This window comes from Agarivorans sp. TSD2052 (assembly GCF_023238625.1).
Lineage (GTDB): Bacteria > Pseudomonadota > Gammaproteobacteria > Enterobacterales > Celerinatantimonadaceae > Agarivorans.
This window is the reverse complement of record NZ_CP096670.1, coordinates 2,730,382-2,744,423: the sequence shown is the minus strand read 5'-3', so window position 1 is coordinate 2,744,423 and position 14,042 is coordinate 2,730,382. Positions and strand designations below refer to the sequence as shown.

Genomic DNA, 14,042 nt, shown 5'->3' with positions numbered 1-14,042 from the left:
TTAACTGCCTCGGTACGTTGAGTAGCTAAAGCCACTTAACAACAAAGGAATGTGGTAGTGAGGCTGGGTCGACTCAGTATTAAACACCACATCAGCCAAGGGAAAAAAGCATTGCTGAAAATGGGCAAGGCAATAGGCCTCGGTAATAAAGCGTAAGCAGTAGCAATCGGGCGCTAGCTCCAACTGGTCAAACTTAACGCGGCCGTCTTGGTTAGTTTCACCCGTGGCTAAAGCTTGGTTTTCGCCAAAGCGAAACAGTTCTACCGGGATCCCTATGGCGGGTTGTCCGCGGCTGGTGTCTAAAACGTGGCAACTTAAAGTACTCAAAATAAGTTCTCCATTCTTAATAGGCTAATCAGTTGTTGCTGCTGCGCAGCTATAGTCAGTTCTTGTTCGCGAGATTGACCAAGACGTTGGCGTAACATTACTAGCATTTGTTCGGCTGATTTACCGCTAGCACAAACAATAAAAATAAAGCCATAGCGGCTTAAGTACTGCTGGTTTAGCGCTAACAAATCTTGCAAAGTTTGTGCTTGAGCCTCACTCACTTGAGATTGCTCTGCTTGGCTTAAATGCTTGCCTTGGCTGTATTTTTTTTGTAGTGATGCAAGGTCACCAATCATCGGGTGGCCAGCAAATGCTTCCAACCAGTCACTTTCGTTGAGTGGAGCAAAGGCTTGCTTCGTCATCTCCAAAAGATGCTGTTTAGAATGAAACGGGCGTAACTCAGCCAAACCTTGTTGCCAGTGTTTACTGGTGCAAATACTGGCCATTTCACTGACAAACTGGCTTGAGGGTAAGTTGTTTAAGGTTTCTAGTGCGGGTTCTAGTGCCTCTTTAGTCATCTGTCATTTCTCCAGCCAATTGTTTGCGTAATTGGTTACCTACCTGCCATTGTAGCTTTTTCTGCTTATTTGATGGTGCCTGCTGGTGGCTTTGCAGCAAACTGATCAGCTGAGCCGAGATAGACACTGCTACCTGCATGGGCAGTTTCCCGCTCACTTCGCTTAAGCCAATTGGGCAGATCAGCTGATCAGCCCAACTGGGGTTGGTGAGCTGTTCCCGCAGGCGAAGGTCAAAGCGCTGGGCTTTGGTTTGTGAGCCAATTAAACCGACAAAGGCTAAGTCTTGACGCTGCAGCGCCGCTAGACTTAATTTGAAATCTAAGCCATGGTCTTGAGTTAAAATTACCACATAGCTATTGCTAGCAACGGCCTCTATTTGTTCTTCAGGCTGTGGGTGATAGTGGGTATTCACTCCCAAATCGGCGATAGAATCGAGCCATTGCTGTCGATTGTCTACCACCGTTACATGATAGGGCAGTTGGGCGAGTATTTGGCACAGTGCGTGGCTCACATGACCCGCCCCAAAAAGGGTGATATGTGGCTGATCAACCATGAAAAATTCAAACATCACTTGTACCGCGCCACCGCAACATTGAGCCAGATCAGCGGCCAAGGAAAACCGTTCTATTTGGCTTTGCTGGTTAGCATTATTTAGTTGCTCACGGGCATGTTTGATCACGCTAAGTTCTAAGTTTCCACCACCCAAGGTATCAAATTGTTGTTGCTTAGATATCACCATTTTAGCTCCGCCAGCACGGGGTACTGACCCCGCTTCAGCGATAATGGTGGCAATACAAAATGCTTGTTGCTGCTGCTTTAAGTATTGGCAGGCATCTAACCAGTTATTGGGCAGTAGGCTATTTGACCAATTCGGCATCTTGTTGCCCCTCCAAATAGTTAAATTGTTGCTGGCAAGCCATTAAAATTCGCTCGCCAGTCGCGGGGGCGTCTAATTGAGGGACTAGCTGATGTTGGCTAATCGCGGCGATGGCATCTCGAATGGCACACCAACTGCTAATGGCTAACATAAAGGGCGGCTCGCCGACTGCTTTAGAGCGATAGATGCTATGTTCGGGATTGGCTTGGTCGAACAGGGTAATGTTCATCTGTTTCGGGTAATCGCCAATGGTCGGGATCTTATAGTTCGCTGGGCTTTGGCTTAACAAACGGCCTTGTTCATTCCAGACTAATTCTTCTGTGGTTAACCAACCTAAGCCTTGGATAAAGGCGCCTTCAATTTGGCCAATATCAATCGCAGGGTTTAGGCTGGTGCCTACATCGTGCAAAATATCGACTCTGTCTAAGCTCATTTCTCCGGTTAGGGTGTCTATAGTGACTTCACTGACCGACGCACCTAGCGAGAAGTAATAAAACGGACGGCCTTGCGCTTGCTCTCGGTCGTACCAAATTTTGGGGGTTTTATAAAAACCGGTGGTAGACAGAGAAACGCGCTCCATGTAGGCAGCTTGAACAAGTTCTCCCCAGCTTAGCGAATCATCACCTAGCTGGACTTGTCCGTTTTTAAAGCTAATTTGTTCGGCATCTAGCTGGTATTGCTGTTGGGCAAAATCGATTAGGCGTTGTTTTAATTCAGTGGCGGCAATATGCGCTGCCATCCCATTAAGATCTGAACCTGAAGACGCGGCCGTGGGTGAAGTATTAGGCACTTTGTCGGTGCGGGTTGACGTGACTAATACATAGTCAACCGGAACTCCCAAGGTTTGAGCGACAATTTGTTGTACTTTAGTGTGTAAACCTTGGCCCATTTCGGTGCCGCCATGATTTACCTGTATGCTGCCATCGGTGTAAATGTGCAGTAATGCGCCAGCTTGGTTAAGGTGTTTGGCTGTAAATGAAATACCAAACTTTACCGGGCAAAGTGCCAAGCCTTTTTTAAAGGTGGGGTTGCTGCTATTCCACTGATTTATTTGTTGGCGGCGCTGGCGATAGTTGGCGTTGCTTTCCAATTGTTGCATTAGCTCAAGCATTGCTTGATGTTGCTCCACCTCCATGCCGTAGTGAGTCGTGTGGTGTTGCTGGTTGTATAAGTTTTTATAACGAACATCTAAGGCATCTTGCTGAGTAGCTATGCTGATATCTTGCATGGCTTGTTCAATGAGTATCATCCCTTGTGGTCCACCAAAACCACGAAACGCAGTATGGGACACCGTGTCGGTTTTTAGACGATGGCCAACCACTTCTGCTTTGTTAAGGCTATAGGCGTTGTCACTATGAAACATCGCTCGGTCTACAATGGCGTCAGACAAATCAGGTGAATGGCCACAAAGCCCGTTTACTTCTAACTTGGCGCTTTCAATGAGACCGTCAGTACTTAAGCCTAATTGATAGCGGTTGTAGAAGGGGTGGCGTTTACCGGTGACAGCCATGTCTATACTGCGAGGCAGTCTCATTTTTACCGGCTTGCCTGTATGCCAACAACCTAAACTGGCTAAGCAGGCCCACTGAGCGGCTTGAGTCTCTTTGCCGCCAAAGCCTCCCCCCATGCGGCGCATGTCTACGGTGACTAGGTGAAAAGGAATGGCTAACACTTCAGCAATAAGTTTTTGTACTTCGCTGGGGTGCTGTGAAGAGGTATATAAGGTGATGCCTCTGTCTTCGGTAGGCACTGCAAGGCTCACTTGCCCCTCTAGATAAAAGTGCTCTTGGCCGCCGATGTTTTGCTCACCGCTCAGTTGTAATGGGCTAGTGGCGATATCAGCATCACTCACTGTTGTGCCCATTGTATGGCTTGGTCTTACCGTAGGACTTGGGTTGGCTGTTTTTTTGGCTTGTTCGGCGTTTAAGCAAATACTATCTGGCTCAGCATACTCGACAAGTTGTTGACTGGCGTCTTGGGCAATTTTCCACGCGAGTTGATGGCTGTTTGCCAACACTAAAGCGAGTGGTTGTTGGTGATAAGAAATATCAGTGTCACTAAGCAGTGGATCGCCTGGGAAAATAGGCCCTATATCTTGATGCCCAGGAATGTCGCTACAGCGCAATACGGCGACTACCTCGGGGTGTTGTTTTAGCTGGTCTAATTGTTGTTGGCTAATCTTACCTTTGGCAATACTGCTGGTTATTACCGCGCCGTGCAAACAACCCGCAGGGGTGATTTGGTCATCAACAAATAAGGCTTCACCAGCCACTTGTTTGGCTGCGCTTTCATGTTTAACTGATTGCCCAACCACTTGGCTTTGCCCTTGTTGGTGCAATTGCTGAGTTGTGAGTTTACGCATAAGCGGGCAACCTCGTTGGTAATTGATTGCAATATAAGTGGAAACGTTTCAGCAGGTTTTGTACCAATAATACTCGGTAAGCGGCGCTGGCTCGTACATCGTCAATCGGTTTTATATACAGTGGTACTTGCTGCTGCAGCTGTTTGAGCTTTTCGCTGGTGAACACATGGCCAACGAGGTGTTGCTCTAACTCACTTAATCGTACTGATTTTGCTGCTACGCCGCCCGCGGAGATAATGCACTGGCTGACCCGTTGCTGCTCATCAAGCTGCAGTGATACGGCTAATACTACGGTGGCAATATCATCTTCAAAGCGTTTACTTACTTTGTAAATTTGGTGTTTGGTTTCTGGTGCCAAATCGGGTAGGTGAACGGCACTGATCCATTGCTGTGGTTTTAATACCGTTTCTCGATAACCGGTGATGTAATCTTCAGGTGCGTGTACTTCGATATTACAGCCGTCGTCGACTTCAATTTTCCCGCTAAGGCTAATTAAGAGTGGGGCAATATCACCGATTGGTGAGGCATTGCCTAAACTGCCGCCTAAGGTGGCGCGGTGGCGAATAGTGATACTGCCTAGTCGTGCAAAAATCTCATCGGTGCTTGGGTAGTGTTGTTTCATGAATTGATGAACTTGATCAAGCGGTACGGCTGCACCTATTCGCCATCCACCATCAATCCGCTCTATGCTGCTAAGTTCAGGCATGGCGGTAAGATCGATGATCTTCTCGATGCTTTTCAGTTGCTGAGTCACTTCTAAGGCTAAGTCGGTGCCACCGCCTATCCATTTAGCATCGGGGTGGTTTTGTCGTATTTGTGCCAGTTCTGCTCGAGAATGGGGTTGCCAGTATTGTTCGCTTTCAAGCTTAGGGCACTCGGCCATCCAATGTTGCACAACCGATTCTTGTTGCTGAATATGATCGTGCTGTGAGTGACTATTGGCCGACACTTGTTTAGCTGCTTCTATAAGCGGCCCGTAACCGGTGCAGCGGCATAGGTTGCCAGCTAAAAACTCTTCAGGGTGTTCAGGTTGCTTGTGTTGACGAGATAAGGCGTACAGCGACATGACAAAACCGGGAGTACAAAAACCACATTGGCTACCGTGGTGGTCAACGATGGCTTGTTGAACAGGATGCAGGTTTTGTCCCTGTTTTAGATATTCAACGGTGATAATTTGTTTGCCATGCAAGGAATGCAGAGGGGTAATGCAACTGTTGATTTGTTTATAGCTGAGCTCAGCTGATGCGGTGTTACTCACCATGACAACGGTGCAGGCGCCGCAATCACCGCTGGCGCAGCCTTCTTTCGTGCCGACTAAACCACTATGCTCACGCAGAAAGGTGAGTAGCATGGTATCTGCTGCTTGTTGGCTTAAGCTAACTACCTGATTATTAATCATTAGCTGTAACATATTTTCTCCTGCCTGCCTTATTAAGTTGTCCGTTCGGTCAGCTTTTTGGCCAAATTTTTTATTCTATTTAGTCGACGGTTTGATCTTCACTGCGATAAGCATAGGTATCGGCAAAGCGCGACAATATCCAATCACCCGCCGTGACGTCTTGGTACTGAGCCTGTTCACCTTCAGCTAAACAAGAGGCGAGGGTCGCCACCTTGGTATCAAAGTCAGGCTCTACAAAAAACGGCATAGAAAAACGCGTCGTTTGCTGAGTTGGGCTAGTGACACGGTGAGGCGTCGATTTATAACAATCGTTAGTCCAACGCTGCATTAAATCGCCAATATTTACCACAAAACTGTTTTCAACTGGGCTTGCGTCTAACCACTCGCCGTTGCGATCTTGTACTTGCAAGCCACCAATTTGATCTTGATACAGCAAGGTAATACAACCGTAATCGGTGTGTGCCCCTGCGCCGTTTTGTTGGCCTTGCTGTGGTGGGTAGTGAATCAGTCTTAATACACTTACCGGGCAGCCAAAGCTTTGACTGAAGAAATCTACAGGCAGTTGCAATGCGAGTGCCATTGCTTTTAGTATTTTGAGTGCAACTTGCATACTCAGTTCATATTGTTGCTGCATCAGTTGAATAAAGCCGTCAAGATTTGGGTACTGATTTGGCCCATATAATTGGCTACAACGTGCAACTTGCGGATGATAGGGGCTTAAATCTAAGGCCATATCAAAGGTTTCTTTGTAATCACTTGGTCCATTTGGGTCTAGCTTTTCAGCGCTGACTTGTCCCCAACCGCGGTGGTTACTTGAATGCTGTATATTAATGGTTTGTTTAATTGATTCAGGTAGCGCAAAAAACTGCTCGGCCATCGCTTTTACTTGGCTAAACTGTTCAGCAGGAATGCCATGACCGGTAACGTAGAAAAAGCCCGTATCTCGACAAGCCTTATCAATAGCATTGATCACACTTGTCCATTGGCTTTGGTCATCGTTATGTAAGGCACTAATATCGATGATAGGTAACGCTAAGGTCATATTGTTCCATCCTGGATGATTATACGGGTACTCGTTTAGTGAGTTTTTAGCGCTCTCACACTAGGCTTAGAGAGCGCTATATAAGTCAAAAAAGTCAATTTACTTAGGAATGGTGGCGTCGATACCTTCTACGTACCACATGACTCCGGCTAACTCTTCATCGTTAAGGGTTTTGCCAGCAGGAATAACTTCTTCACCTTGGTTGTTATTCATAGGGCCTGTGAAGGGATGGAATTCACCCGATTTTATCTTCGCTTCTGTTTCGCTAATCGCTACTTTAATATCATCGCTAAGCGCAGGATTGACCGACACTATTTGTAGGATATCTTCAGCAAAACCGCCCCAGTAATCTTCAGGCTTCCAAGAACCATCCATCACTTCTTGAACGGTACGAATATAATGAGGTGCCCACACATCACGTACTGAGAACATATGTGCAGTAGGGGCGAAGTGGCTCATGTCTGATGCTTGACCAATACCCATTTTACCGCGTTTTTCTGCAGCGATAAGGGGGGCAGGGCTGTCGGTATGCTGCAAGATAATATCTACACCTTGATCCATTAACGCATTGGCTGCGTCTGCTTCTTTACCTGGATCGTACCAAGTATTTACCCAAACAATTTTAATCTCTACGTCTGGGTTTACACTTTTAGCTGCTAAGTAAACAGAGTTAATATCACGAATCACTTCAGGGATTGGGAAAGAGGCTATGTAACCAATCACGTTAGTTTTGGTGGCCATGCCTGCAGCAATACCCGACACATAACGACCTTCATAGGTCCGCAATACGTAAGTTGATACGTTTTTAGAGCGTTTGTAGCCAGTGGCGTGCTCAAAACGCACTTTAGGGAATCTTTTCGCTGCTTTAATCGTTGGGTTCATGAAACCAAATGAGGTCGTGAAAATCACATCGTGGCCTGATTTGGCTAGTTGAGTAATCACGCGCTCGGCGTCAGCACCTTCAGGCACGTTTTCAACAAAGGTTGTTGATACTTTACCCGCGAAATGTTTTTCCATTTCAATGCGACCTTGGTCATGCTCATAACTCCAGCCGTGGTCTCCTACAGGGCCTACATACACAAAGCCCACTTTTAGTGGTTCATCAGCGGCCATGGTGGTTGGGGCGATTAATAAGCTAGTTACAGCAAAGGCGGCTGCGCTTATCCATTTATTTAGTTTCATTAAGAACTCCGTTTCTCTATATCGGCGTTTAGGGTTGTGATAGTGGTAGCAAAAAGCTGGCCACTTGGTCATGTTTTTTGATTTAAGTCAAAAAACCACGTTAACACAAGCTTTGTTGTAATTAGATATCCTAATTGTAAGCAAAGCCACGATTTGAGTTTGTTACTTAATGGTGCAAGATGTTAAGTGCTCGCACCAAGGCTAAGCATTATAGCTTGCTTTTGACGTCAATTAATCATAGTTGATGTAAGCGATATGTTGATGATTTGTTGTTTGTAAGCCGCTGCTTGTGGTGTTTTGTGGTGATGTTCCCAATAGCGATTAACTTGGTTGGCAGGCAATTTGCCTAATTAAGCTGACTTTGTGGTCAGGTTTTTCTGGTTGCATAACGGATATATAGACAGGGAGCGAGTATGAGTAGCGATAATGAGACCGCAGTATCAAAGGATTTGATCTATCAATTGCATGACCGCCCGCCAGCCGCACAGGCCTTTTTTGCAGGCTTACAACATGTACTGGCGTGTTTTGTGGGTATTATTACGCCAACGTTAATTATTGGTGGAGTATTAGGCTTAGGTGAGCATATTCCATACTTAATTAGCATGGCGTTAATCGTGTCGGGAGTAGGCACTTTTATTCAGGCAAAAAAAATCGGCCCGGTAGGGGCTGGGATGATTTGTGTGCAGGGGACTAGCTTTGCATTTTTAGGTTCAGTATTGGCTGCAGGGTTTATTGCTAAAGGCCAAGGTGGAGGCCCTGAAGAAATTTTATCACTGATATTTGGCGTTTGTTTTTTAGGTGCCTTTATAGAGATATTTTTGTCACAAGTACTGATAAAAATGAAGAAAATCATCACTCCATTGGTGACCGGCATCGTGATAACTATTATCGGTATTTCACTGATAAAGATCGGTATGACTGACTTGGCCGGTGGTTTTAAAGCGTCTGATTTTGGCAGTATGCAGAACCTAAGTTTAGGCGCCATTGTATTACTGACCATTATCGTATTGAATCGCTCTACTAATCCTTGGTTACGCTTATCTGCGATTGTGATTGGCCTAATTGTAGGGATGGTTATTGCAATATTTATGGGTAAAGTCGACTTCTCTTCAGTACTGTCTCAGCCTTCAATTAGTGTTCCGATGCCGTTTAAGTATGGCTTCTCATTTGATTGGGTGGCATTTTTGCCAGTAGCGATTATTTACTTCATTACCGCGATTGAATCTGCGGGTGATATCACCGCCAACTGCGCCGTATCGCAACAGCCAATTAAGGGCGATTCTTATTTAAAACGCGTTCGCTCAGGGGTACTTGCTGATGGGGTAAACTCATTGATTGCCGCGACCTTTAATACTTTCCCAAACACCACCTTTAGCCAAAATAATGGGGTTATTCAGCTTACCGGTGTTGCCAGCCGCTATATTGGTTTTTATATTGCCGCCATTTTGGTAGTACTTGGTTTATTCCCTATTTTGGGCGCAGTACTGCAGCAGATCCCAAAGCCTGTATTGGGTGGCGCGACCTTGGTTATGTTCGGTACTGTTGCCGCAGCAGGCATAAAAATCTTAGCCAGCGATGAGCTAAATCGACGAAAACTGTTGATCATGGCGGTGTCGTTTGGTGTTGGGCTAGGCGTTACCATGGTGCCTGATCTCCTGCAGCATGCGCCAAAGTTAGTACAAAACATCTTTGGTTCGGCGGTTACCTCGGGTGGTTTAACGGCAATTTTACTTAGCTTACTGTTACCAGAAGAACGCAGTGAGACAGTGGCTAAAGTCGACAAGGCTGCGCAACATTCCGCAGCGTAAAGGCCGGGTTGGCTTTTTAAACGTTGCTTAATGTTTAGGCTTTTGGCAAAATTGCGGCAGGTGCTAAGGGGCGCCTGCCCGCCAAGAGGAACTCACCCTTAACTTTTATTATTACTTCATTAAGACACTGTATGTCATTCTGAATATTGTTTTGCGGGGAACAGACTATTATTTAGGAACATAGAGATGTTATCCCCAGTTGAAGAACTTAAGATCCGCAGTAAAATTTTGCTTAAACAGCAACCCACTGCTAACTCGCCTTTACTTGCGCTAAGTAAAGGCAAAATACCACAGCTTAAACACGCCTTATTATTTGTGGCTCGCCAAAGCGGATTTAATGATTGGCAACACGCCTTAACCATATTGTCTTGTGAGCAATCGTTAACTGAGCAACAAGATAGTGGTAAGTTTTGGTATGCCCAAGCGAGCATGACACTGCTTAACCATTGGTGTGCTAATTACCAAGAAGCGTTAACATTACAAGCTCAAAAAGGGGGCGTAGTCTTACCTTATAAAAAGCAATTTGTAGTGGCTGATAGTCGTTTTTTGCAAAGCTTAGGTTTAGCCGTCAACGACCCATTGTGGGAATCGCTTAAATACAATTGGTGCCAAGGCCCGCAAGCGATTCGCCAACAGCTAGCTTATAAGCGCTTGTTAGCGATGCAATTAGCCCCTTATAAAGCCTGTTAATTGGATACTAAACGTTTAAACTCTTCACTAAGTAAGCGTTCTTCTTGGTGTTCAGGCTAAATCGCCACTGCATTTGATCTACTTTGCCTATGCAGTGGTTTGAATGCCTTAGTATGGACCTTAATTGGCGAGCGATGCTCGCCAAACTTCTCTGTTAAGGAACTTACATGTCAAAGAAAATTTATTGTATCGCTATGTTTAAACCCAAAGCGGGCAAACTCAACCAGCTGTTTGAAGTGCTGCAAGGGCTAGAGCCAAACACTCTCCGTGAAGACGGTTGCATCCAATACACGCTAACACGCCAAATTGATAACCCTTTTGCTACTGGTACTGGTTACCCGATTGCTTTTCAAGAAATTTGGGCCGATAAAGATAGCTTCGAAGCGCACTGTCAGCGCCAAGAAATTAAAGACTTTTTTCAAGCCCAATGCGTTGCAGAAAGCGGTTTTGTTGAAGATGCCAATGTATGCGTATATAGCGATGAGCCAGAGAACTACGATGCGCCAGTGTTGGTGAAGTAGTTCAAACCTCAATTAACCTTATTTAAAATCGGTTATTGGCTCGGGCTTGTGAATAGCATGTTTACAGCACTCATCTTGTTCTTAGTATCAATGTGTTTAGCATGGCGTTATATTAGCTAACACTATATGGGCTAAACAGCTGTTGTGTAACCGCTATCACTAAGGAGAGAGCGCAATGTCTATAACCTTAGCTTTTGATGTTTACGGCACACTCATCGACACGCATGGCATTGACTGCTTGCTGGAAAAGCTTGCGGTAAAAAATGTCACTGAGTTTTCTCAAACGTGGCGAAATAAGCAGTTAGAGTATTCGTTTCGCCGCGGCTTAATGCAACATTATCAAAGCTTTGCTGTATGTACTAAAGATGCCCTCGATTACACTTGCCGCTTTTATAAGGCGGCATTAACCACAGCCCAAAAACAGCAACTTTTAGATGCTTACAAAACCCTACCTGCATTTGACGATGTGCCAGCGGCGTTAAGCCAATTGAAAGACAGTGATATCAAAATGTATGCGTTTTCTAATGGTAGCTTAGCAGCAGTTGAACAATTGCTTGAGAGTGCCGGCATTAAGCATTTATTTGATGGCGTGGTAAGCTGCGAATCGCTTCAATCATTTAAACCTAACCCTGCGGTTTATCGCCATTTCTTGCAACAAGCCAAAGCCTTAGCGAGCGATACATGGTTAATTTCGAGTAACCCCTTTGATGTTATCGGTGCTATTTCTTTTGGGATGCATTCAGCTTGGGTGCAGCGCAGTGAACAGGCCATCTTTGACCCTTGGGGAATAGAGCCAACAACAGTGGTAAAAAGCCTTAGTGAGCTAAACGTCAATGTATTTAGTATCAACCAGCAATGTTGAAAAACGGACTAAATCATTGGCTAATCGCACTATGGGATCACTCGTGACGTTGGCTGTTTGCGAGACTCATGTGATGAGTTAATTGTTACTCAAGGTGCCAACGGTTGATTGCTTTAGGTGCTGTTCTTGTAATTCTTCGAGCCAATGTCGATGGTAAGTCCTAAACTGATTAGACATAAAATACTTAGTTAACCAAGTTAAACCATTTCGTTGAGTAGATTCGGTAATAACTCGACAACCTTTGCTTGTGGGCTCAATTAACCAAGCATGATACATATCTACAGCACCCATTTTTCCTTTCCAGGCAAGTTGTTTATGAGGCGTAAATTCAACCACAGTACATTTGAATGCTGCTCTTTTGGTTTTCCAATAAAATTGAGCATTTTTAGCCAATTCAATGCCATCGCCATTGATGATTTGAACTGAGGTTGAGCTATGTTTCCATGTTGGCCAGCAGGGCGCATGAACTAAACAATGCCAAATCTCTTCAGCGCTGGCTGATATATCTAGCTGATTTTTAATATGTATTTGAGAGTTTTTAGGGTGATAGTAATCAGGCCAGATAATTCCTTTCTTATTGAGCATGCTGTTTCTCTCGATAGACTAAACATTTCAATATTAGTACTTATGGTGACATTTAACGAACTGTTCAAGATCTCGTTGTTGTGTGAGCTTGACTAGGCTAGCGCGTTGAGTGTAGAAGCATATTCAACAAAACTGTCACTCATGCTGGTGGCCAGATCTTGGTGGTCCCAAGAATTAAGCAAGGCGTGGTAGCCTTCTTTGCCTGCAAGCGTGTAGGCCGATGATACACCGCGATAGGCGTGTTGTTCTTTTACCGCTATCCACTCGCCTTGCTGACATATCTTAATATTTTTGACTCGCTGACCTTGAGGTTGCTCGCCATTGTATTGATAGCGTAGCCGATAGAAATAAGGAAAACTGCCATCGCCAGTCCCTACTATGCCATTGTTGTAGGCGTTATCTATGGCACCTTCAATCACACTGGCTAAATCTTCACCTTTGATTAAATAGCTGACTAAGGCTATCTCGAAGGGCAGTAAACGACCACAAATTTCTGCTTTTGTCAGTGGCCCTGCCTTGAGTGATACACGAACACCACCGGCATTGTGTAAGGCAAAATCTGTAGGACTATGTTTGTTGGCGATTTGGTAAAAGCCTTTACATACCAAGGGAGACACTTCACTGCCTAAGGGGTAATCATGATTAGGTAGTCGAGTATGCAGCAGTGGTGTGGGCAAAGTGGTAATGATTTGCTCGCGCATTTGTTCAACCACAGGGCGATAATCTCGGTCAATTATTTGCTTAATTTGCGGGTCTTCGGGGAAATGACTAAATAAATGGCTGCGGCTGACATAGTCATTAATCTGTTGGCGCAGCTCGTTGCTTACAACTTGCTCATTGGCAAAGGCTTGCCAATCGTCTGCGAGTAGAAATGACACCCCGCCAGTCAAGCCAGTTACTTTACCTTGATGGTCAAACGTCAGTTTTTCTAGGCCTATTGATTCGGCATGTTTTCCGGCTTGCAAGATTAAACAATCATTAACCCACTGAGGCGCTTGTTCAGTAGAACTGATGCCAAGCTCGCTGAAATCTCCGGTAAGGGTATGCGAATGTCCGCCGACAATCACGCTTATGCCATCAACAGCCTTAGCCAGTTCTACATCACCGTGGTATCCCAGGTGGCTCAGTACCAGGATATGATTAATCCCTTGTTGGTGGAGGTGCTCGATGGTAGCTCGGGTGGTTTGTATGGCATTGAGAAAATGGCAATCGGCGTCTGGGCAGCCAATATTATGCATTTGGTCATGGGTAATACCGACAATGGCTAACTGTTTGTCTGCTAGGGGTTTAAGCAGGTATTGAGCAATTTGGCGCTGATTGTCAAAACGATAGAGGTTGTTATGGGGGGCGAGAGGATGGGCTTTGTTTTGATCCTCTTGGCTTAGGTCCATGTTGCCTGCCAGTAAGGCAAAGTTAGCTTGCTCGATAAACTGCGCAACGGGGGCATTACCTAAATCAAATTCATGGTTACCAATCGTTAAGGCATCAGGGGCCAATAGATTAAGTAAACGAGCATTGGCCAAACCCTTAAATTGACTGAAATATAAACTGCCTTGAAAACTGTCGCCAGCATGCAGTAGCAATGAATCTGCACCTTGTTGCTTGGCTAATTGGCGCTGAGCCTTAACTGCGGAAGCTATTCGTGCATAACCGCCACAATGGGCATCTATTTGATACTCGGTGTCAGCAAGCTTGAGCTTGAAGTGCAATAGTGACGATTCAAAGTGTGAATGGGTGTCATTGATATGAGCCAAGTACAACGAGTAGGACATAAGGTAGGGGGCCTCCTAACATGGGGAGCTCATGATACGCGAAAAAGTCACGGTGTAAGCCACTTGATTAAGTAAAAAACCAAGCCGATGGTGAATC

13 protein-coding genes are annotated in these 14,042 nt (G+C 45.3%); 4 read left to right on the top strand and 9 right to left on the bottom strand.

The genetic code is table 11. From position 1 onward, the window contains the following. The 7 genes from uraH to M0C34_RS12370 form a co-directional block, all read right to left on the bottom strand. Window positions 1–327, bottom strand: coding sequence for a hydroxyisourate hydrolase (gene uraH, locus M0C34_RS12400; RefSeq protein ID WP_248712003.1), 327 nt, complete (start codon window positions 325–327; stop codon window positions 1–3). Then, window positions 324–845, bottom strand: a complete 522-nt coding sequence (gene uraD, locus M0C34_RS12395) for a 2-oxo-4-hydroxy-4-carboxy-5-ureidoimidazoline decarboxylase (RefSeq protein ID WP_248712002.1) — start codon at window positions 843–845, stop codon at window positions 324–326. The genes uraH and uraD overlap by 4 nt, the downstream gene beginning before the upstream one ends. Beyond that, on the bottom strand, window positions 838–1,722 hold the full coding sequence (xdhC, locus tag M0C34_RS12390; RefSeq protein WP_248712001.1) for a xanthine dehydrogenase accessory protein XdhC: 885 nt from the start codon (window positions 1,720–1,722) through the stop codon (window positions 838–840). Before xdhC ends, uraD begins: the two co-directional genes overlap by 8 nt. Continuing rightward, window positions 1,703–4,084 carry a xanthine dehydrogenase molybdopterin binding subunit gene (xdhB, locus tag M0C34_RS12385; protein WP_248712000.1) on the bottom strand — a complete coding sequence of 794 codons (2,382 nt, stop codon included), beginning with the start codon at window positions 4,082–4,084 and terminating at the stop codon, window positions 1,703–1,705. Before xdhB ends, xdhC begins: the two co-directional genes overlap by 20 nt. Further along, the gene (xdhA, locus tag M0C34_RS12380; protein WP_248711999.1) at window positions 4,077–5,495 is read right to left on the bottom strand and encodes a xanthine dehydrogenase small subunit; all 1,419 of its coding nucleotides are present in this window, start codon (window positions 5,493–5,495) and stop codon (window positions 4,077–4,079) included. The genes xdhB and xdhA overlap by 8 nt, the downstream gene beginning before the upstream one ends. Window positions 5,496–5,562: 67 nt before the next feature. Continuing rightward, on the bottom strand, window positions 5,563–6,525 hold the full coding sequence (locus M0C34_RS12375) for an isopenicillin N synthase family dioxygenase (protein WP_248711998.1): 963 nt from the start codon (window positions 6,523–6,525) through the stop codon (window positions 5,563–5,565). A 99-nt stretch (window positions 6,526–6,624) separates the two neighbouring features. Further along, window positions 6,625–7,707 carry a BMP family ABC transporter substrate-binding protein gene (locus M0C34_RS12370; RefSeq protein WP_248711997.1) on the bottom strand — a complete coding sequence of 361 codons (1,083 nt, stop codon included), beginning with the start codon at window positions 7,705–7,707 and terminating at the stop codon, window positions 6,625–6,627. A 413-nt stretch (window positions 7,708–8,120) separates the two neighbouring features. Between M0C34_RS12370 and M0C34_RS12365 the strand changes: the two genes are divergently transcribed. The 4 genes from M0C34_RS12365 (at window position 8,121) to M0C34_RS12350 (ending at window position 11,588) form a co-directional block, all read left to right on the top strand. Next, complete coding sequence (locus tag M0C34_RS12365) at window positions 8,121–9,515, top strand: uracil-xanthine permease family protein (protein ID WP_248711996.1); 1,395 nt, start codon at window positions 8,121–8,123, stop codon at window positions 9,513–9,515. A gap of 186 nt (window positions 9,516–9,701) precedes the next feature. Then, the gene (locus M0C34_RS12360) at window positions 9,702–10,205 is read left to right on the top strand and encodes a hypothetical protein (protein WP_248711995.1); all 504 of its coding nucleotides are present in this window, start codon (window positions 9,702–9,704) and stop codon (window positions 10,203–10,205) included. 167 nt (window positions 10,206–10,372) lie between these two features. Then, entirely contained in the window at window positions 10,373–10,726 is a 354-nt protein-coding gene (locus M0C34_RS12355) for a putative quinol monooxygenase (protein ID WP_248711994.1), read from the top strand. A 175-nt stretch (window positions 10,727–10,901) separates the two neighbouring features. Next, window positions 10,902–11,588 carry a haloacid dehalogenase type II gene (locus M0C34_RS12350; protein ID WP_248711993.1) on the top strand — a complete coding sequence of 229 codons (687 nt, stop codon included), beginning with the start codon at window positions 10,902–10,904 and terminating at the stop codon, window positions 11,586–11,588. A gap of 78 nt (window positions 11,589–11,666) precedes the next feature. Here M0C34_RS12350 and M0C34_RS12345 read toward each other — a convergent pair whose 3' ends face one another. Next, on the bottom strand, window positions 11,667–12,173 hold the full coding sequence (locus M0C34_RS12345) for an SRPBCC domain-containing protein (RefSeq protein ID WP_248711992.1): 507 nt from the start codon (window positions 12,171–12,173) through the stop codon (window positions 11,667–11,669). A 92-nt stretch (window positions 12,174–12,265) separates the two neighbouring features. After that, window positions 12,266–13,945: a bifunctional metallophosphatase/5'-nucleotidase gene (locus M0C34_RS12340; RefSeq protein ID WP_248711991.1), complete on the bottom strand. Its 1,680-nt coding sequence runs from the start codon at window positions 13,943–13,945 to the stop codon at window positions 12,266–12,268. Window positions 13,946–14,042 lie beyond the last annotated feature (97 nt).

Excerpts from the sequence above, each read along its gene's own strand:
- uraD (WP_248712002.1), bottom strand. The coding sequence starts at position 845 with ATGACTAAAGAGGCACTAGAACCCGCACTAGAAACCTTAAACAACTTA.
- xdhC (WP_248712001.1), bottom strand. The coding sequence starts at position 1,722 with ATGCCGAATTGGTCAAATAGCCTACTGCCCAATAACTGGTTAGATGCC.
- xdhB (WP_248712000.1), bottom strand. The coding sequence starts at position 4,084 with ATGCGTAAACTCACAACTCAGCAATTGCACCAACAAGGGCAAAGCCAA.
- xdhA (WP_248711999.1), bottom strand. The coding sequence starts at position 5,495 with ATGTTACAGCTAATGATTAATAATCAGGTAGTTAGCTTAAGCCAACAA.
- M0C34_RS12375 (WP_248711998.1), bottom strand. The coding sequence starts at position 6,525 with ATGACCTTAGCGTTACCTATCATCGATATTAGTGCCTTACATAACGAT.
- M0C34_RS12370 (WP_248711997.1), bottom strand. The coding sequence starts at position 7,707 with ATGAAACTAAATAAATGGATAAGCGCAGCCGCCTTTGCTGTAACTAGC.
- M0C34_RS12365 (WP_248711996.1), top strand. The coding sequence starts at position 8,121 with ATGAGTAGCGATAATGAGACCGCAGTATCAAAGGATTTGATCTATCAA.
- M0C34_RS12360 (WP_248711995.1), top strand. The coding sequence starts at position 9,702 with ATGTTATCCCCAGTTGAAGAACTTAAGATCCGCAGTAAAATTTTGCTT.
- M0C34_RS12355 (WP_248711994.1), top strand. The coding sequence starts at position 10,373 with ATGTCAAAGAAAATTTATTGTATCGCTATGTTTAAACCCAAAGCGGGC.
- M0C34_RS12350 (WP_248711993.1), top strand. The coding sequence starts at position 10,902 with ATGTCTATAACCTTAGCTTTTGATGTTTACGGCACACTCATCGACACG.
- M0C34_RS12345 (WP_248711992.1), bottom strand. The coding sequence starts at position 12,173 with ATGCTCAATAAGAAAGGAATTATCTGGCCTGATTACTATCACCCTAAA.
- M0C34_RS12340 (WP_248711991.1), bottom strand. The coding sequence starts at position 13,945 with ATGTCCTACTCGTTGTACTTGGCTCATATCAATGACACCCATTCACAC.